The 18572-nt window shown below is 60.4% G+C and carries 21 protein-coding genes and 1 riboswitch; of the genes, 6 read left to right on the top strand and 15 right to left on the bottom strand.

What is annotated here, in order from left to right; translation table 11 throughout:
• The first annotated feature begins 195 nt into the window (after window positions 1-195).
• Both ACIQWS_RS14770 and ACIQWS_RS14765 read left to right on the top strand, forming a co-directional pair.
• Window positions 196-891 (top strand): DUF1013 domain-containing protein, encoded by a 696-nt coding sequence (locus ACIQWS_RS14770; protein WP_223613702.1) that lies wholly within the window; start codon window positions 196-198, stop codon window positions 889-891.
• A gap of 86 nt (window positions 892-977) precedes the next feature.
• Window positions 978-1514, top strand: coding sequence for a GNAT family N-acetyltransferase (locus ACIQWS_RS14765; protein ID WP_403180495.1), 537 nt, complete (start codon window positions 978-980; stop codon window positions 1512-1514).
• Here ACIQWS_RS14765 and ACIQWS_RS14760 read toward each other — a convergent pair.
• The 4 genes from ACIQWS_RS14760 to ACIQWS_RS14745 all read right to left on the bottom strand — a co-directional run bounded on the left by ACIQWS_RS14760 (window position 1511) and on the right by ACIQWS_RS14745 (window position 5184).
• Window positions 1511-2218 carry a YafY family protein gene (locus tag ACIQWS_RS14760; RefSeq protein WP_223613704.1) on the bottom strand — a complete coding sequence of 236 codons (708 nt, stop codon included), beginning with the start codon at window positions 2216-2218 and terminating at the stop codon, window positions 1511-1513. The genes ACIQWS_RS14765 and ACIQWS_RS14760 overlap by 4 nt on opposite strands.
• Window positions 2219-2223: 5 nt before the next feature.
• Window positions 2224-2820: a DJ-1/PfpI family protein gene (locus ACIQWS_RS14755; RefSeq protein ID WP_403180490.1), complete on the bottom strand. Its 597-nt coding sequence runs from the start codon at window positions 2818-2820 to the stop codon at window positions 2224-2226.
• A 27-nt stretch (window positions 2821-2847) separates the two neighbouring features.
• Complete coding sequence (locus tag ACIQWS_RS14750) at window positions 2848-3144, bottom strand: DUF1127 domain-containing protein (RefSeq protein ID WP_403180487.1); 297 nt, start codon at window positions 3142-3144, stop codon at window positions 2848-2850.
• Window positions 3145-3273: 129 nt separating this feature from the next.
• Complete coding sequence (locus tag ACIQWS_RS14745; RefSeq protein WP_403180484.1) at window positions 3274-5184, bottom strand: propionyl-CoA synthetase; 1911 nt, start codon at window positions 5182-5184, stop codon at window positions 3274-3276.
• Between the two features lie 137 nt (window positions 5185-5321).
• Between ACIQWS_RS14745 and ACIQWS_RS14740 the strand changes: the two genes are divergently transcribed.
• The gene (locus ACIQWS_RS14740; RefSeq protein WP_223613708.1) at window positions 5322-5486 is read left to right on the top strand and encodes a hypothetical protein; all 165 of its coding nucleotides are present in this window, start codon (window positions 5322-5324) and stop codon (window positions 5484-5486) included.
• A gap of 252 nt (window positions 5487-5738) precedes the next feature.
• Here the strand turns inward: ACIQWS_RS14740 and ACIQWS_RS14735 are convergent, their stop codons facing one another.
• The 6 genes from ACIQWS_RS14735 to tkt form a co-directional block, all read right to left on the bottom strand.
• The gene (locus tag ACIQWS_RS14735) at window positions 5739-5957 is read right to left on the bottom strand and encodes a helix-turn-helix domain-containing protein (RefSeq protein ID WP_403180480.1); all 219 of its coding nucleotides are present in this window, start codon (window positions 5955-5957) and stop codon (window positions 5739-5741) included.
• Window positions 5954-6712: an SGNH/GDSL hydrolase family protein gene (locus ACIQWS_RS14730; RefSeq protein WP_403180477.1), complete on the bottom strand. Its 759-nt coding sequence runs from the start codon at window positions 6710-6712 to the stop codon at window positions 5954-5956. The genes ACIQWS_RS14735 and ACIQWS_RS14730 overlap by 4 nt, the downstream gene beginning before the upstream one ends.
• 79 nt (window positions 6713-6791) lie before the next feature.
• Window positions 6792-7817 carry a class I fructose-bisphosphate aldolase gene (locus ACIQWS_RS14725; RefSeq protein ID WP_223613710.1) on the bottom strand — a complete coding sequence of 342 codons (1026 nt, stop codon included), beginning with the start codon at window positions 7815-7817 and terminating at the stop codon, window positions 6792-6794.
• Between the two features lie 178 nt (window positions 7818-7995).
• Entirely contained in the window at window positions 7996-9189 is a 1194-nt protein-coding gene (locus ACIQWS_RS14720; protein ID WP_346307244.1) for a phosphoglycerate kinase, read from the bottom strand.
• A gap of 226 nt (window positions 9190-9415) precedes the next feature.
• Window positions 9416-10423 carry a type I glyceraldehyde-3-phosphate dehydrogenase gene (gap, locus tag ACIQWS_RS14715; protein ID WP_105734389.1) on the bottom strand — a complete coding sequence of 336 codons (1008 nt, stop codon included), beginning with the start codon at window positions 10421-10423 and terminating at the stop codon, window positions 9416-9418.
• A 67-nt stretch (window positions 10424-10490) separates the two neighbouring features.
• On the bottom strand, window positions 10491-12476 hold the full coding sequence (gene tkt, locus ACIQWS_RS14710) for a transketolase (RefSeq protein ID WP_403180469.1): 1986 nt from the start codon (window positions 12474-12476) through the stop codon (window positions 10491-10493).
• A gap of 296 nt (window positions 12477-12772) precedes the next feature.
• On the opposite strand from tkt, the gene ACIQWS_RS14705 reads away from it, so the two are divergent.
• Both ACIQWS_RS14705 and ACIQWS_RS14700 read left to right on the top strand, forming a co-directional pair.
• On the top strand, window positions 12773-13045 hold the full coding sequence (locus tag ACIQWS_RS14705) for a DUF4164 domain-containing protein (protein WP_223613713.1): 273 nt from the start codon (window positions 12773-12775) through the stop codon (window positions 13043-13045).
• Between the two features lie 27 nt (window positions 13046-13072).
• Window positions 13073-13438 carry a cell division protein ZapA gene (locus tag ACIQWS_RS14700; RefSeq protein WP_223613714.1) on the top strand — a complete coding sequence of 122 codons (366 nt, stop codon included), beginning with the start codon at window positions 13073-13075 and terminating at the stop codon, window positions 13436-13438.
• Between the two features lie 30 nt (window positions 13439-13468).
• On the opposite strand, the gene ACIQWS_RS14695 is transcribed toward ACIQWS_RS14700, so the two are convergent.
• The 5 genes from ACIQWS_RS14695 to ACIQWS_RS14675 all read right to left on the bottom strand — a co-directional run bounded on the left by ACIQWS_RS14695 (window position 13469) and on the right by ACIQWS_RS14675 (window position 17231).
• Window positions 13469-15286: an ABC-F family ATP-binding cassette domain-containing protein gene (locus tag ACIQWS_RS14695; protein WP_403180462.1), complete on the bottom strand. Its 1818-nt coding sequence runs from the start codon at window positions 15284-15286 to the stop codon at window positions 13469-13471.
• A 156-nt stretch (window positions 15287-15442) separates the two neighbouring features.
• A complete protein-coding gene (locus tag ACIQWS_RS14690) occupies window positions 15443-15814 on the bottom strand; it encodes a YMGG-like glycine zipper-containing protein (RefSeq protein ID WP_223613716.1) in 372 nt (123 codons plus the stop codon).
• 144 nt (window positions 15815-15958) lie between these two features.
• Window positions 15959-16249, bottom strand: coding sequence for a hypothetical protein (locus ACIQWS_RS14685; protein ID WP_223613717.1), 291 nt, complete (start codon window positions 16247-16249; stop codon window positions 15959-15961).
• A 103-nt stretch (window positions 16250-16352) separates the two neighbouring features.
• Window positions 16353-16979: a thiamine diphosphokinase gene (locus ACIQWS_RS14680; protein WP_403180457.1), complete on the bottom strand. Its 627-nt coding sequence runs from the start codon at window positions 16977-16979 to the stop codon at window positions 16353-16355.
• Window positions 16980-17033: 54 nt separating this feature from the next.
• On the bottom strand, window positions 17034-17231 hold the full coding sequence (locus ACIQWS_RS14675) for a hypothetical protein (RefSeq protein WP_223613719.1): 198 nt from the start codon (window positions 17229-17231) through the stop codon (window positions 17034-17036).
• 157 nt (window positions 17232-17388) lie between these two features.
• Window positions 17389-17505: riboswitch (TPP riboswitch) on the top strand.
• Window positions 17506-17549: 44 nt separating this feature from the next.
• Between ACIQWS_RS14675 and thiB the strand changes: the two genes are divergently transcribed.
• Window positions 17550-18569: a thiamine ABC transporter substrate binding subunit gene (gene thiB / locus ACIQWS_RS14670; RefSeq protein ID WP_403180453.1), complete on the top strand. Its 1020-nt coding sequence runs from the start codon at window positions 17550-17552 to the stop codon at window positions 18567-18569.
• Window positions 18570-18572: the final 3 nt, after the last annotated feature.

The following is an 18572-nucleotide window of genomic DNA, read 5'->3' as shown; positions in this document are numbered from 1 at the left end:
GTTGCCCGCGGGCGTTGCAGCGGCATGACAATTTCATGACAGTTTGGTGAAACCGGTAATTGCATTCGGTTGCTACGAAAACCGATTCTTGCCCAATCGAGAATTTACCGCTATATAACGCCTCGAATTCCCGGAAATTGTGGTTGAACCCACGTCCCGCCTCACCGGAGCGGACGAACGAGAGGACTATATTCAATGGCCACCCAGCTTCTCATGCCAAAGGCAACGGCCGTCTGGCTTGTCGACAATACCGCTCTGTCTTTTGACCAGATTGCCGCCTTCTGCAAACTGCACCCGCTTGAGGTGAAAGCGATTGCCGACGGTGAATCCGCCCAGGGCATCAAGGGACTGGATCCGCTGATGACCGGCCAGCTGTCGCGTGAGGAAATCGCCAGGGGCGAAGCCGACATCAATCACAAATTGAAGATTCTCGAGCCGAAGGTGCGCGTGCCGGAAGCCAAGCGCAAGGGACCGCGCTACACGCCGCTGTCCAAGCGCCAGGATCGTCCCAACGCCATCCTGTGGCTGGTGCGCAACCATCCGGAACTGAAGGATGCGCAGGTTTCGCGCCTCATCGGCACGACGAAGTCGACCATCGAGCAGATCCGCAACCGCACCCACTGGAATTCCAACAATCTCCAGCCGATGGACCCAGTCACCCTTGGCCTGTGCTCGCAGATCGACCTTGACCTTGAGGTCGAGCGTTCTTCCCGCAACCGCCCGGTCCAGCCCGGCGAAGGCGGCGATACATTGCTGCCGGCATCGGCCACGGAAAACCTGGATATCCAGCCAGCCGTCCGCGAAGAGGACGAAGAGCTCGATGCGGACAAGGTTTTCGCCAAGCTTTCCTCGCTCAAGGGCCGCAATACGGACGAAGACGAGGAAGAATAAGCCATTTGATTGCCTTGACGGGTAGTCCCTGAATCGAGAAAGCTTCACCTCCGGTGGAGCTTTTTTCTTTTACGGGAGATACAGCCTTGCTGCCGACATTCGAGACGGAACGGCTTTTCCTGCGCCCGCGCACCATGGCTGATCTGGAAGACTGCATGGCCATGGACCGCGATCCGGACGTGACCCGGTTCATACCGGGGCCCTGGACGAATCCCGATGCGCATCGCCGTTTCATCACCGCGCGCATGGAGGCGGATTTCGGCCCGGATCTCGGTTATTGGTCGATCTTTGCGCGCGACCAGCCGCAACGGTTTCTCGGCTGGGTCCTGCTGATCCCGGACGATGCGGTGGGGCCGGACATTGAAATCGGCTGGCGGCTCAATCGCCACGCCTGGGGCAAGGGCTATGCGACGGAGGCTGCCCGGCCGCTCGTCGTGCACGCCTTCGGGCAGGCTGGCATAAAGCGCATCGTTGCCGCAATCCATCCGGACAATGCGGCGTCCATTCGTGTGGCGCAAAAGATCGGCCTCACAGCCACGCATGACGGCGCCCCATACAGATACTTTGCCTTGAACCGGGTGGATTTTGCCGCCGCGCTCATGACGGGCCAAACGGCTGTTTAAGACGCCTTCTTGGCATCGGGCGCTTCGCTGAGTTCCATCCGCCGGTAGAAATCGGCCAGCGTCTTGCCGCGCTCCTGCCGGAAGATGCGCTGGGCCTTCTCGGCCCTGGTGATCCGGTCGATGCGGAACGTGCGGAAATCATTGCGCAATTCGCACCAGCTGATGACGGTCCAGACCTTGCCCCAGAACCACAGTCCGAGCGGCCTGATGTCCCGCATGCTTTCCTTGCCGTCCATGTCCTTGTAGGCCACCGACAGCACCTGGCACTGGTCCGCTGCATTCTCGGCAAGATCGATCATCGCCCGGTCATGGCTGCTGATATTGGTTCCGGAGGAATGAATATGCGTGTTGGCAATGCGCGGGCGATCATCCTTGGGCAGGACAGCCCCGATCTTGATGATGGCTTCTTCCGCTGCACGCGCCATGGAGGCGCCGCCCCAGGCCGTTATCAGCCGGGCGCCGGCAACCAGCGCGACCACCTCATCGCGCGTGAACATCAGCGGCGGCAGGTCAAAGCCTTCCCGCAGGATATAGCCCACCCCCGCCTCGCCGTCGATCGGCACGCCGGTGGACTGGAGGTCGGCAATATCGCGATAGATGGTGCGCTCGGACACTTCGAGCTTTTCCGCCAGCTGGCGCGCGGTAACCAGCCGTCCGCCCCGGAGTTTCTGTACGATCTGAAAGAGACGGTCTGCACGTCGCATGCTGCTTAATCCTTCAAGCCTGCCTGGTACTCGCGCGCAATAAAGCTGCGCATCCCGGCAATCTGTTCCGCCTGCTCCGGCAGGAACGCTTCGAGAAATTCCGTGGCAAAAGTGCCCGGCGCCGATCCGGCCGCGCTGACAATCTGCGCGTCGCGCACCGCATGGGGCACGTCCTGATACAGGGAGGAACCGGCATAGTCGCCGATCTGGGACTGTATCCAGCCTGCACCGTTGCTGGTGTGCCTGCGCCCATCGAAGACACCCGCGCGGGCAAGAGCCAGCGTGCCGCCGCAGATGCCGCCCACAATGCCGCCGCGTGACAAAACCGAATGCAGCAGGGGTGCAATGTCAGGAGCATCTTCCGACGGCCAGGTGTTGGCGCCGATCACCGCAACCGCATCCAGATCCGCGTTCTCCTGCGGATCAAGTCCGCGGTCCGGCACGAGATGCAATCCGCCAATGGATCTGAGGGGACCTGCCGTCGGGGCCAGAGCAACCGCCCGCGCACCAAACCATTCGACGGCTGATCCGGAAAGCAGACCGAATTCCCAATCGGCAAACGCGTCGATGAATACGAGGCCGATCATCTTTTTCTGGTCCATCGCGATGCTCCCTTTCGGCGTCACTGTTCAGTATTCTAGCTTGAAATGTCCGTTTTGGCTTGTTTTTCCGGTTGCCGCACGGGCCGGACGCCGTGAACGGCCGGATTGGCGAACGGCGCCGGCATTTTCGCTGCCGGCGACGTCCTTCATTGAATTGCGCCGTGCCAGACGTTCCGCATAGGCATCGGGCCAGCCGATGTCTTTCAGCAGATAGTCCGGGAGTGCGCTGACGGAGCGTTCAGTGCGCATTTCGTCACGCAGATGTGCATACCGCGACCACAGGCGCCTGACTGTTCCGACGATTCCAAAATCAACCATATTCATGACCCTGTCTCCTTTGCTTAGGAAGACACTATCGCACACCCCTCCTGACAACCTTCTGTCAGGAGCCTGTCAGCAGGGCAGGAAAGATGCGGGCATGGATTTGACCGAAACAGGATCGTTTGGGGGCGGTCAACCGGCGGGAATGCCGATGCCCCTGGCGTTGAGCACGGCCTTGATCTCGTCGAGGATGGCGGGGTCGTCGATGGTGGCCGGCATGTTCCACGGCTCCTGATCGGCAATCTTCTGCATCGTCCCGCGCAGGATCTTGCCCGACCGGGTTTTCGGCAGCCGCTTGGCCGTCACCGCGATCTTGAAGGCGGCGACCGGGCCGATCCGGTCACGGATCAGGGCGACGCATTCCTGCTCGATATCCGCCGCCGCCCGGGTGACACCCGATTTGAGCACGATGAACCCGCAGGGAACCTGGCCCTTCAGATGATCGGCAATGCCGATAACCGCGCATTCCGCCACATCCGGATGGCTTGACAGCACCTCCTCCATCGACCCCGTCGACAGGCGGTGTCCGGCGACATTGATGATGTCGTCAGTCCGGCTCATGATGTAGATGTAACCGTCGTCATCGATGATCCCCGCATCGGCGGTTTTGTAATAGCCGGGGAATTCCGCCATATAGGCCTCGCAAAACCGCTGGTCGGCGTTCCACAGCGTCGGCAGGCAGGCGGGCGGCAGGGGCAGCTTGACCACGATATTGCCCAGCTCGCCGCGCTTGACCGGGTGCCCGGCATCATCCAGCACCTGCACGTCATAGCCGGGCATGGGCACGGTCGGCGACCCGTATTTGACCGGCAGCATGCCGAGACCCGCCGGATTGGCGGCCATGGGCCAGCCGCTCTCCGTCTGCCACCAATGATCGATGACGGGGACGCCAAGCTTTTCCTCGGCCCATTTGATCGTATCCGTATCCGCGCGCTCACCAGCCAGAAACAGATATTGCAGCGAGGACAGATCATATTTGCCGATGAACTCGCCCTTCGGATCTTCCTTCTTGATGGCGCGGAACGCTGTCGGCGCGGTGAACAGCACCTTGACCTTGTGGTCGGCAATCACCCGCCAGAATGTGCCGGCATCGGGTGTTCCCACCGGCTTGCCTTCGAACAGGACGCTTGTCGCGCCGATGAACAGCGGCGCATAGGCGATATAGGAGTGGCCGACCGCCCAGCCGATATCGGAGGCGGCCCAGAACACCTCGCCCGCAGCCGTGTCGTAGACCGCGCCCATTGACCACGCCAGCGCGACGAGATGGCCGCCATTGTCGCGCACCACGCCCTTGGGCTGGCCCGTGGTGCCCGAGGTATAGAGGATATAAAGCGGGTCCGTTGCCTTGACGCCCGCGCAGGGGACTTTCCGCCCGCTGGCGGCGGCAACGGCCGCGGCGTAGTCGATATCGCGACCGGCCACCAGTTCGTGCGGCTGTTGCGGACGCACGAGAATGAGGCACGAGGTAACCTTGTGCGCCGCCTGCTCGATGGCCTTGTCCAGCATCGGCTTGTAGGCCACCACCCGCCCCGGTTCGAGGCCGCAGGAGGTGGCAATGATCATCACCGGCTTGGCATCGTCGATGCGCGTGGCCAGTTCGTGGGCGGCAAACCCGCCGAAAACAACGGAATGCACCGCGCCAATGCGCGCGCAGGCCAGCATCGCCACCACGGCTTCGGGCACCATCGCCATATAGATGATCACCCGGTCGCCCCTGGCGACGCCCCTGTCGGTCAGCACCGCTGCGAGCGCGTTCACCTCGTCGAGCAAGGCGGCATAGGTGATCTTGCGTCCCGTGCCGGTCACCGCGCTGTCATAGATCAGGGCGACCTGATCACCCCGGCCGCGCTCCACGTGACGGTCGACGGCGTTGTAGCAGGTGTTGCACTCCGCACCCGGATACCAGCGGCCATAGGGCTGATGCGTGGCATCGAAGACCTGTTCCCACGGCCGCGACCAGTCGATGGCCTCGGCGGCCCGGGCCCAAAATCCTTCCGGATCGGACTGCCAATCCCGGTAGACCTGTGCATAGCGTGATGTCATGAATATCCTCCCAGATGGCGTACCTTCCCCAATGTACGCCCCGGAGTCAAAGGCCGATTTGACAATTGGCGCGGGATCACACACTTGTCGAATCCCCACTCACCCGTTCCCCTCAGGCCGCAGGCTTTGTAACGACGATGCTCAAGATTCTGCCGCTGCTGCTGATCCTCCTGATGGCGCTGCATCTGATCAAGCCATTGGGCTGGCCCGGCATGAAGAAGCGCGGGGATTTCTGGAAAATCGCCGCCGGAGCGATATTTGCGATGCTGGTGGTCGTGGTGCTGAGCCACAGCGGGTTATGAGTTTTGTTCCCTCGCATGACAACACCACGCCCATTCAAACTGGGTTTGCTTCTTCACTCTGCAAAACTGTCATGCCGTGGTTCGACAGGCTCACCATGAGGGAGGTTGGAGATTGCAGAGAGTTATACTCTGCAACGTACAAGATGTGCTCTGCGGCCCACCTCATCCCTCATGGTGAGCTTGTCGAACCACGCACGATGGGAATGCCAGCTTCCAGTATGTTTGCCAATGGTAAGCCTCGAGTCCGTCAGGTCACTCATCCAAGAGAAGAGACAGCAGCGCTGCGGGCTCGACGTCAAGCGCATCGGCAATGCGTTCAATAACCTTTATGGTCGGATTCCTGTGTCCGGACTCGATCCCGCTCACATAGGTGGGATGCAGATGTGCCCGATCGGCAAACTCTTCCTGTGAGAGTCCGCGTTTTTTACGCCAGTATCGTACGTTTTGGCCAAATTTCTTCTCAAGATTCATTGCATCAATGGACCCGCCGCCTTCTCACCATTCGAAAGATTAAGCACATAGGGCACGAGATGTTTCGCCCAGGCGTCGTAGCCATGCGCCGAGGCATGGAAACCGTCACTGGAAAAGCCTTCCGGCCCCTCCACCGGCAGGCGCGGCGCCGCTATTGCCGAACGTTCGCGGCAGAGCCGTTCGCCCATGGCGTTGATGGCACCGGCCCGCCCTTCCAGAATGCGCCCGAGCAGCGGCGGCATGGCCGGCACGTCGCGGAAATCGATGACCGGCGACCAGACGACCGAGGTCTCCGGCCACTTTGCCTTCAGTGCATAGAGCAGCCCGCCGAATTCCCTTTTGAAACGGGCGACAGAGTGGAAATTCTTGGTGTCGTTGGTGCCGGTCGTCAGAACGATATGGGTCCACATGCCCCGCTCGATATTGGGCACCACGTGATCGCGCAGCTGGCCTGACGTCGCCGAATTGAACCCGGCGGCGCGCCAGATGATCTTGCGTCCCGTCCGGCCCTGCAGGTGCACGGCGAGCCGCACGCAGAGACTTTGCCAGACATCGCTCACCCCGACACCGGCCGCCGAGGAATCGCCCAGCACCAGCAGGCGAATGGCCGGCTCTTTGCCCGCGATCTCGCCCACCGGGAAGGCTGGCGGCGGCAGCATGCGTTCGGTCTTCAGCCGCACGGCAATGCCCTGCCACGCATAGACCGGAAACAGCAGCCAGCTGACAAGCGGATGGAAAGCCGATGGTTTGGTCAAACGGTCCTCACAGCACACAAAAAACCCGGACCTGATTCCGGCCCGGGTTCTATGAGAGCTGTTTTTGTATAAAAAACGCTTAAGCGGCCTTTTCCAGGTCCTTTTTCCAACCGCCGGTGGCGGCAAGGCTGTTCATTTTGGCGCGATGCGTGAAGGCACGCTGACCGGCTGCAACATTTTCCGACTTGCCGTTCCAGGCGCTCAACGCAGCAGCCTGCAGGGCGCGGCCATAGGAGAATGTCAGCTTCCACGGCAGGCCATGGGCGGCATTCATCGCCGAGAGATGCGCCGTTGCTTCTTCATCCGACTGACCGCCGGACAGGAAGGCAATGCCGGGCACGGCGGATGGAACCGTCGACTTCAAGACACGCAGGGTCTGCTCGGCAACCTGTTCAACCGACGCCTTGCGGGCATTCTTGCCGTCAATGACCATGTTCGGCTTGAGGATCATGCCTTCCAGCACGACGCGGGCATCGTAGAGTTCCGTGAAAACGGTCTTCAATACCCATTCGGTCACGTCGTAGCAGCGCTCGATGGTATGTGTCCCCGGCTTGCCGTCCATCAGCACTTCCGGTTCGACGATCGGCACGATGCCGGCTTCCTGGCAAAGGGCGGCATAACGGGCCAGAGCCTGTGCATTCTGCTTGACCGCACCCCAGCTCGGCAGGGCATCGGAAATATTGATGACGCCGCGCCATTTGGCAAAGCGCGCGCCCAGCTTGTAGTATTCAGCCAGCCGCTCACGCAGGCCATCAAGGCCTTCCGTGATGGTCTCGTCGGCAAAACCGGCGAGGTTCTTGGCACCGGCATCGACCTTGATGCCCGGAATGCTGCCGGCCGCTTTCAGGATCTGCACGAACGGCGTGCCGTCCTTGGCATTCTGACGCAGGGTTTCATCATAGAGAATGACGCCGGAGATGTAGTTCTTCATGGCATCGTCCGAGCGGAACAGCATTTCGCGATAGTCGCGGCGGCTATCGGCTGTCGATTCCAGCCCAATCGTATCGAACCGCTTCTTGATTGTTGCGGTACTTTCATCCGCAGCAAGCAGGCCCTTGCCGCTGGCAACCATTGCAATCGCGATATCTTCCAGGCGTTCGCTCATAGATCATGCACTCCGTTTCTAGTGGTCTGGCCCATACCAGAAGCTCATATCAAACGGAATGGCAGTTCAAGCCTTTGAAACGATTGAAATTTTTTCAACCGATTTAACAGGATAACATTTTCTGTTCTTCGTTAATCCGGAGCCCGCAAAGACCCCGGATCACGCCTTGAACAGGCCATCAGCGCTTGAGGACGTCGACGCCCGGAAGCGGCTTGCCTTCCATCCATTCGAGGAAGGCGCCGCCTGCGGTCGATACATAGGTCAGGTCATCGGCAATGCCCGCATGGTTGAGCGCCGCCACCGTGTCGCCGCCGCCGGCAACCGAAACCAGATGGCCCGACTTGGTGCGCTCGGCCACATGCCGCGCCGCTGCTACGGTTGCCTTGTCGAACGGTGTCAGCTCGAATGCGCCCAGCGGACCGTTCCACACCAGCGTTGCCGCGTCGTCGATGGCACCCTTGATGCGCTCGATCGACTGCGGCCCGACATCGAGGATCATGCCATCCTCTGGGATGGCATCCAGACCGTAGGCATGGAACGGTGCATTGGCTTCGAAATGCCAGGCAACGATGGCGTCGACCGGCAGGATGATGGTGCAGTTGGCCGCCTGCGCCTTGGCCATGATCGCGCGGGCCGTGTCGGCAAGGTCATGCTCGCACAGCGACTTGCCGACCTTGACGCCCTGCGCGGCCAGGAATGTATTGGCCATGCCGCCGCCGATCACCAGCGCATCGACCTTCTCGACGAGATTGCCGAGGAGATCGAGCTTGGACGACACCTTGGCACCACCGACAACCGCAACCACCGGACGCTTCGGATTGCCGAGACCGCTTTCCAGCGCTTCGAGCTCCGCCTGCATGGTGCGGCCCGCATAGGCCGGCAGCACATGCGCCAGACCTTCGGTCGAGGCATGGGCGCGGTGCGCGGCAGAAAACGCGTCATTGACGTAGATATCGCCATTGGCGGCCAATGCCTTGACATAGGCCGGGTCGTTCTTTTCCTCGCCCTTGTGGAAACGCGTGTTTTCCAAAAGCAGGATATCGCCGTTCCCGAGCTTGGCGACGGCTTCGGCCGCCTTTTGGCCGATGCTGTCCTCGGCGAAATGCACGTTCTGGCCGATCACCTTGGCAACCGCATGCGCAATGGGCTTCAGGCTGAATTCCGGCGTGGGCCCATCCTTCGGACGGCCGAAATGCGCGAGCAGGATGACCTTGGCACCCTTTTTCGACAATTCAAGGATGGTGGGAGCGACACGCTCGATCCGGGTGGCATCGGTCACGTGGCCATTGGCAACCGGTACATTGAGGTCGACGCGCAGAAGAACGCGTTTTCCCGCAACATCGGCATCATCGAGTGTCTTGAAAGCTGGCATGGTGATTACCCCTCATCTGAATTTGCCAGCACCCCCCTCTGGGCTACCGCCCATCTCCCCCACAAGGGGGGAGATCACATTGGCATTGGTGTTATCGCTCATCGTCACATTCGATGATGTGCATCAACAAATCTGAAAGCTGATCTCCCCCCTTGTGGGGGAGATGTCCGGCAGGACAGAGGGGGGTGTAAACGCCTGCCGTTCAACTCATATCGGAGCAAGCGTCTCAGATGACCTTGCTGAACGCGACGGCCGTATCGGCCATGCGGTTCGAGAAGCCCCATTCATTGTCGTACCACGACAGGACGCGCACGAATGTTCCTTCCATGACCTTGGTCTGGTCGAGATGGAACACGGATGAATGCGGGTCGTGGTTGAAGTCGATCGAGACATTCGGCGCATCGGTATAGCCGAGGATACCCTTCAGCTTGCCGTTGGCGGCGGACTTGATGGCGTCGTTGATTTCGGCGACGGTCGTCGCGCGCTTGGCAACGAACTTGAAATCCACAACCGAGACATTGGGCGTCGGGACGCGGATCGAGCTGCCGTCGAGCTTGCCGTTGAGTTCCGGCAGGACGAGACCGACAGCCTTGGCGGCACCGGTCGATGTCGGGATCATCGACAGCGCAGCCGCACGGCCGCGATAGAGATCCTTGTGCATGGTGTCGAGCGTCGGCTGGTCGCCGGTGTAGCTGTGGATCGTGGTCATGAAACCATGATCGATACCAACGGCTTCGTTGAGCACAAATGCAACCGGGGCAAGGCAGTTGGTGGTGCAGGACGCATTGGAAATGACCAGGTGTTCCTTGGTCAGCTTGTGATGGTTCACACCGAACACAACCGTCAGGTCGGCACCGTCGGCAGGCGCCGACACGATGACGCGCTTGGCGCCGGCTTCAAGATGGGCTGCCGCCTTGTCACGCGCCGTGAAAATGCCGGTGCATTCCAGCGCGATATCAACGTTGAGCTCTTTCCACGGCAATTCTGCCGGGTTGCGCACGGCAGTGACCTTGATCGGGCCCTGGCCGACGTCGATTGTATCGCCGGAAACCGTTACAGTGCCGGGGAAACGGCCGTGCACGGAGTCGTAACGCATCAGGTGGGCATTGGTCTCGACCGGGCCCAGATCGTTGATGCCGACAACCTTGATGTCGGTGCGGCCGGATTCGATAATGGCGCGAAGAACATTGCGGCCAATGCGGCCAAACCCGTTGATTGCAACGCGAACTGTCATTTTTTAGTTTCTCCTTGGGGGTAGTGAGGAGCCCTTGATGAATGTGATGAAGCGGTAAACCCGCCGATTATTTCAACTTGCCTTCCGCCGCCGCGACGATGGCTTCCGCGGTGATGCCGAAATGCTTGTAGAGCTCTTCGATCGGGCCGCTGGCGCCAAAACCGGTCATGCCGACAAAGATACCATCGAGGCCGATGAAACGGTCCCAGCCGAGACGGATCGCAGCTTCCACCGCAACCTTGACCGGAGCATCGCCGATCAGCGCGCGCTTGTAGTCTTCGCTCTGCTGCTCGAAGAGTTCAAAGCAGGGCACGGAAACGACGCGGGCCGGATGGCCATCCTTTTCCAGCTGCGCACGGGCCGCCAGAGCGATTTCGACTTCCGAACCGGTCGCGAAAATCGTCACCGCAGCCTTGCCGCTGGCCGGAGCCAGTTCATAGGCACCGTAGGCGCACTTGTTTTCGTCGACGTGGTCGGTACGGACCGTCGGCAGGTTCTGGCGTGTCAGCGCCAATGTCGACGGCGTCTTGCGGGATTTCAGCGCCAGTTCCCAGCATTCCACCGTCTCAACGGCATCCGCCGGACGGAACACGTAATTGTTCGGAATGGCGCGCAGGGCTGCCAGATGTTCGACCGGCTGGTGCGTCGGGCCATCTTCACCAAGACCGATGGAATCGTGCGTCATCACATAGATGACGCGGATGCCCATGAGGCTGGAAAGGCGCATGGCGCCGCGGGCGTAGTCCGAGAAGGTCAGGAATGTGCCGGAATAGGGAATGAGGCCGCCATGCAGCGCCATGCCGTTCATCGCAGCGGCCATGCCGTGCTCGCGGATACCGTAATGCACATAACGCTGGCCGTAATCATCGGGGCTGATGTTCTGGGTCTGGCTGGTCTTGGTGTTGTTGGAACCGGTCAGATCGGCAGAACCGCCGATGGTTTCGGGGATGACACCGTTGATGACCTCAAGCGCCATTTCCGATGACTTGCGGGTCGCGACCTTCGGCTTGTCTTCCGAAAGCTTCTTCTTGTAGGCCGTGATCGTGGCTTCGAAATTGCCGGGCAGATCGCCGCGGATACGGCGCTCGAACTCCGAGCGGGTTTCCGCATCGGTCGCCGCAAGGCGCTGTTCCCATGCCGCATGCTCCTTGGCGGAGCGCAGACCGGAGGCGCGCCAGGTATCCAGAATATCGGCAGGAACGACAAATGGCTCGGATGTCCAGCCGAGTGCCTTGCGTGCACCGGCGAGTTCTTCCGCACCGAGCGGCGAACCATGCACCTTGTTGGTACCGGCCTTGGTCGGCGCACCGAAACCGATGGTCGTCTTGCAGGCGATCAGGGTCGGCTTGTCGGACTTGTGGGCCTTTTCAATCGCGGCAGCAATCGCATCCTGGTCATGACCGTCGACATTGATCGAGTTCCAGCCGGAAGCCTCGAAGCGGGCGCACTGATCCGTATTGTCGGCCAGCGACACCGGGCCGTCGATGGAAATGTTGTTGTGGTCCCAGAAAACGATGAGCTTGTTCAGCTTGAGATGACCGGCAAGCGCGAGGGCTTCCTGGCTGATGCCTTCCATGAGGCAGCCGTCACCGGCAATCACATAGGTATGGTGATCGACGAGCTTGTCGCCGTAATGGGCATTCATGATGCGTTCGGACAGTGCCATGCCCACGGCATTGGCCAGGCCCTGGCCGAGTGGGCCCGTGGTGGTTTCGATGCCGGCGGCGTGGCCATATTCGGGATGACCGGCCGTGCGCGAGCCGAGCTGGCGGAAATTCTTGATCTGGTCGATGGTGATGTCTTGGTAACCCGAGAGGTAAAGCACCGAATAGAGCAGCATCGAGCCATGTCCGGCGGAAAGGACAAAGCGATCGCGGTCGGGCCAATGCGGCGCCTTCGGATCGTGCTTGAGAAAACGGGTATAAAGAACGGTCGCAATATCAGCTGCGCCCATAGGAAGGCCGGGATGGCCGGAATTGGCCTTCTCCACTGCATCTGCCGACAGAAAGCGGATTGCATTGGCCATTTGGTTGGATTTATCAGAATTGGTCATGTGTACCGTCTTTCGAAGAGGATAGGAAATGCCGTTTCTGGACGCCGGTTCAGACAAGATCCAAAAGGCACGCGACACATAGCAGGTGTCATCAGGGAGTCAATAAAACCTAAGTCAAATTGAGGCGTTCGGAAAGCAGGCTCTTTCGTCGCAGACGCTTATTATCGGTGCATGACTGGACTGTGACAACGCGGATTGATTGACGCGACGTTGATGTGCCCTCTAGACTTCGGCGCATAAGCTGTTCTTCTTTTTGCGATTCGCGTAAAAGAGCGACACACAGGGGAAACGCGAAAATGGCACCGGAAGCCACCCTCAAGCAGGTTCTGGAACGATTGGCAAAAGCCTTGGCTCATCTCGAGGACGCTGTTGACATGCGTCTTGAGCAGGAGGGCGATTTTGCCGAAGCCGAGGAAGAGGTCCAGCGCATGAACATGGACCGGCGCAGGCTGGCCCAAGAGCTGGACGCATCGGAAGGACGTGCGGAACGTCTGGAAGCCGCCAACAAGGAAGTCTCCCGCCGTCTCGTAACGGCGATGGAATCCATTCGCACCGTACTGGACCGCTAATACCGCTATCAGCTGAAAGAGACGCCCATGGCCACTGTAACAGTTACGATTGACGGCAAAGCCTACCGGATGGCCTGTGACGAGGGCCAGGAACAGCATCTGACCGGCCTGGCCGAGCGGTTCGACCGTTACGTGACGCACCTCAAATCGTCGTTTGGTGAGATCGGCGACCTGCGCCTGACCGTCATGGCCGGCATCATGATCACGGACGAGCTGCATGAATTGCAGATGCGGGTGAAAGGGCTTGAAAACGAGGCGGACGCCCTGCGCAAGAGCCGCGATGAAGCCTTGCAGAGGGCGGACAAGAACGACACGGCCATCACCGGCGTTCTTTCCGAAGTCACCACGCGGATCGAAAACCTCGCTGCCAAGATCGCGCCCAAGGCGACCTGATCCTGCCGCGTTGACCGAACAGGTGAGGCTCTAGCCCTCGATTTCCTCGCGCAGCATTTCCAGCTCGAGCCACTCTTCCTCAAAGCGCTCGAGATCGTGCCGCTTCTTGCCGATCTCCTCGACGGTCTTGTTGAAGACCTGCGGGTTTTTGGCAAAGAGGTTCGGATCGGCAAGTTTTGCTTCGAGCTTGTGGATGTCGGCGTGCAGCGCTTCCATCTTGCCCGGCAGGTTTTCCAGCGCGAATTTCTGCTTGTACGACAGTTTGCGCTTTTCCTCGCGCTGCACTGCGGTTTTCTCTCCGGCGGCCTCGGTTGCGGCCGGTGACCTGGCCGTCTTCAGCTCCTTGCGCGTCGCCAGCGCTTCCTTGCGCTGCGCCAGCATGTCCGTATAGCCGCCGGCATATTCGAGCCAGCGCCCGTCACCTTCCGGCGCAATCACCGATGTTACGGTACGGTCGAGGAAATCGCGGTCATGGCTGACCAGGAGCACGGTTCCGGCAAAGCCGGACACCAGCTCCTGCAGGAGGTCGAGCGTTTCCATGTCGAGATCGTTGGTCGGCTCGTCGAGCACCAGCAGATTGGCCGGACGGGCCAGGACGCGCGCCAGCATGAGCCGCGCCCGCTCGCCGCCCGACAGTTCGCGGATCGGCGTGCGCAACTGCTCCGGCTGGAACAGGAAGTCCTTCATGTAGGACGCCACATGGCGCTGTTCGCCGTTGACGATGACATTCTCGCCGCGCCCGTCGGTCAGGTAATCGGACAGGGTCTGGTCAAGGTTGAGACTGTCGCGCTTCTGGTCCAGCACGGCGATTTCGAGATTGGTGCCAAGGCGCACGAAACCGCTGTCCGGGGCAAGCAGGCCCGTCAGCATGGAGAGAAGCGTGGTCTTGCCGACACCGTTCGGACCGACAAAGCCGACGCAGTTGCCGCGCTGGATGCGCGTGGAGAAATCCTTGACCAGCACGCGCTCGCCATAGGCCTTGACCAGATGCTCGGCCTCGATCACCAGCTTGCCGGATTCCCTGGCATCGCTGGCCTTCAGGACGGCGGTTCCCTGCGCACGGCGATGATTGCGGAACTCCCCGCGCATAGACTGGAGTTCGCCGAGACGCCGCATGTTGCGTTTGCGCCGTGCCGTAACGCCGTAGCGTAACCAATGTTCCTCGCGCACGATCTGGCGGCCGAGCTTGTGCAGATCGCGCTCTTCCTCCTCCAGCACCTTGTCACGCCATTCCTCGAAGGCACCAAAGCCCTGATCGAGCCGTTTCGTAACGCCGCGGTCAAGCCAGACCGTCGAGCGGCTGATGTTTTCCAGAAACCGCCGGTCATGGGAGATCACCACGATGCTGGAGCGGATCTGCCGCAATTCACCTTCCAGCCATTCGATCGTTGTCAGATCCAGATGGTTGGTCGGCTCGTCGAGGAGCAGGATATCGGGCTGGGGGGCGAGAACCTTGGCCAGCGCCGCACGCCGCGCCTCGCCGCCCGACAGATTGTCCGGCTTTTCCTCGCCGGTCAGGCCGAGATGTTCAAGAATGTAGCTGACGCGGTAGAGATCGTCCGCTGGTCCCAGACCCGCCTCGACATAGTCGCGGACATTGGCAAAACCTTCCATATCGGGCGCCTGGGCGAGATAGCGGACGGTGACGCCGGGATGACGGAACACTTCGCCGTCGGTCGGCGTGATAAAACCCGCCGCGATCTTGAGCAGCGTCGACTTGCCGGACCCGTTGCGGCCGACAAGGGCGATGCGATCGCCCTCGCTGACGGAAATCGCCGCATCGCTGAGGAGCGGCGTGCCGCCAAACGTCAATGCAATCCGGTCAAGACGAAGAAGGGGTGGAGCCATGGCGTTTTTCAGTTCTGGAAAAGGAGCGCAATTGCCGGACATCAGTGCCGACGGGCGCTTGTCGGCGAGATTGGCGCCGCTGTCAAATATCTTTATGGCGTAAAACAGAACAGGCCGGAAAACCGGCCTGTCTGGATCCGTTCAGCAACGCGCCGCTCAGTAGCCGCCGTTGTTGTAACCGTTGTTGTTGTATCCGCCATAGGCAGCGCCGCGGCCGCCATTGCCTTCGCAGGGGGCATTGTAGATGCTGCCATCGGGCCGCTGATAACGGCAAAGATTCTGATTGCCATTGCCGCCGCCGCTTGGCGTCGTTGCCGTACCGACAGCCGCACCGAGAAGCGCGCCGCCGGCCGCACCGATCACAGTGCTCTTGGTATTGTGCCCGAGTGCCTGTCCGGCGAGTGCGCCGACACCGCCTCCGATCAACGCGCCCGTCCCGGCCCGCTGGTTCTGTTCGCTCGTTTCACAACCGGCCAATGACATGGCCAGAAGCGCGGAAACCGCAATGGCGGTCAAACGAAAACTCATTAGTCAATCCTCTCAACATGAATATAGCGGCCATATCGTGCGGGCTTAATGCGGCAGAACAAAGATCAGCCCATGCACCCCGGCAGCCTCAAACAAAAACAGGCCGGTTTCCCGGCCTGTTCCGCTTTCCCTGATGGGGAAGGATTAGTAACCGCGGCAAGGCGCGCGATAACGCTCGCCGTAACGGTTTTCATATGTGCAGTAACGGCGGCCATCATTGTTGGCCGTTGCGGCACCAACAGCCACACCACCAACACCACCGATGGCAGCACCAGCCAGTGCGCCACGGCCACCACCGATTGCACCACCAGCCAAAGCACCAAGTGCTGCACCGCCAACGCCATAACCCGCTGTACGCTGTTCACTTGTTGTGCAACCGGCTACCGAAAATGCCAGAAGCGCGGCAACTGCTACTGTCGACAAACTTTTCAACATGGAAGACCTCTCCCGTTTCAAAACTAAACTAACCAGCTTGCGTCCCCAATGCTGTGCCGCAAGAATTGCACTTTCCGCGTTGTTTTACAAGCGGTTCGCAATTTCACGGCGCAGCAATCAGGACTGCATTGCCTGAACGAAGCGATACGTGGAGATTTCCACACACGGCATTCGACACTGTAAGCGATGAACCGAAAGAAAGTTCCATATTTTCCAGCGGCCATCGCGCACCATGGATAAATAATCCGCGCAGGGACGTAAAGGCCACAATGCTGAATACCGTTCCATCGGCAAAATCGAACGCATATTCTCCTGCAACCAGGGGATGCGCTTCCTCGCTTCCGCTGGAGAGAATGATCTTCCGGCCTTCCGCCGCATGGCGGGTGGCCATGGTCAGGTGCAGCAGGGTGTGGTCGGTGCGTTCACCGCCAAAGGCGCCGCACAGGATCACTTCGGTGGCGCCCAGCCGGTAGGCTTCGTTGAGTGCCAGTTCGCCGTCGGTCATGTCCTTGGCGGCCGGAAAAACCGAACGCGGCACATGCGCATAGCGTTCGGCAAGTTCAGGCGATGTCGAATCGAAATCGCCCAGCCACAACTCGGGTTCAACGCCCAGCGCCTGCGCATGGGCAATGCCGCCATCGGCGGCAAGAACGCGCGCCCCGGCAATGAGATGCCGGAGACGGTCGGTGACGTGAACGGTTCCACCAAGAAGAAGGACGAATTTGCTCATGCACCGGCCATAGCATGGCACAAGCCGGTCGCACAGGGCATCCGTGATTCGAGGTTAAACGAAGCGCCCGAGTGCAATCGCGGCCATGCCGGCAATCGCCACGCCGATGGCCAGAAACAGGCTCGGATAAAGCTCCGGGATGAATTTCTGCCGACGCGGACGCAGGAGAATCGCCTTGCGGCGGGCGTTTTGGGAAGCCGGGTTCTGCTGTACCCTGACATGGGAATGATAAAAACCGTGACCACGAAACATGATTGACCCTTTCCATCGGAAAACAGCCGCACGGGATGTTTTCGCTAGCGACAATAGGCGCGCCAGTATCAGCTTTCGATTTGGCAGAACCGGCAAAACATAAAGATTTCATAAGCATCGACCGCTTGCACGGCTCCGGCCGAACCTCTATCCTTGTCACGCTCTAACGGGGTGCCGGTCGCATGGACCGGCTGAGAGGCGCACGGGGAGACCCTGCCAACCCGCGGAACCTGATCCGGTTTGTACCGGCGGAGGGATTAGACGCGGCAGATTTGCCGGCGCACCAATCCTTTTGAACACTGCTGATAGGAGGCGCCGATGCGGCCATTCGAGACTATTGTAAAAACAGCGGCCATTGTGACCGCTCTGTTCGCCGTCATTCCCCTTGGCACCGCCCATGCCGAAGGCAAACTCACCGTCTACACCTATGAAAGCTTCACCGCCGAATGGGGTCCCGGCCCGAAGGTCAAGCAAGCCTTCGAAAAGCAATGTGCCTGCACGGTCGAATTCGTGGCGGTTGCCGATGGCGTTGCCCTGCTCAACCGGGTCAAGCTGGAAGGCGAGTCAACCAAGGCGGATGTGGTGCTCGGCCTCGACACCAACCTGACCTACGAGGCCAGGCAAACCGGCCTGTTTGCCCCCCATGGCATCGACACCTCCGCTGTTAACATCCCCGGCGGCTACAAGGATGATACCTTCGTTCCCTACGATTACGGCTATTTCGCCGTCATCTATGATTCGGAGAAGCTGAAGACCCCGCCGGAAAGCCTGAAGGAACTGGCCGAAGGCGACCCGAAGCAGAAGATCGTCATCGAAGACCCCCGCACCTCGACGCCCGGTCTCGGCCTGCTGCTCTGGGTCAAGTCGGTCTATGGCGACAAGGCGGGAGAAGCCTGGGCGAAGCTGAAAGACCGCGTGCTGACCGTCACGCCCGGCTGGTCGGAGGCCTATGGCCTCTTCACCAAGGGCGAAGCACCGCTGGTGCTGTCCTACACGACGTCCCCGGCCTATCACCTGATCGCCGAGCGCGTGGACCGCTATAAGGCCATTTCGTTCAGCGAAGGCCATTACCTGCAGGTAGAAGTCGCGGCCCAGACCGTCAACGGGGTGAAAAACCCGCTATCGGCGCAGTTTCTTGCCTTCATGACCAGCCCGGCGTTTCAGGATGCGATTCCTGAAAACAACTGGATGTATCCGGCTGCGAAAACCACCGACGCGCTGAACCCGGCCTTCGAAACCCTTGTTCAACCCGTCAAGACCCTGGCCTTCCCGTCCGAGGAGGTCGCCAAGAACCGCAAAGCCTGGATCGATGAGTGGCTCGCGGCCATGAGCCTGTAGCAT

This window comes from Phyllobacterium sp. NPDC097923 (assembly GCF_044760925.1).
Classification (GTDB): domain Bacteria; phylum Pseudomonadota; class Alphaproteobacteria; order Rhizobiales; family Rhizobiaceae; genus Phyllobacterium; species Phyllobacterium calauticae.
This window is presented reverse-complemented; position numbering and strand designations above follow the sequence as displayed.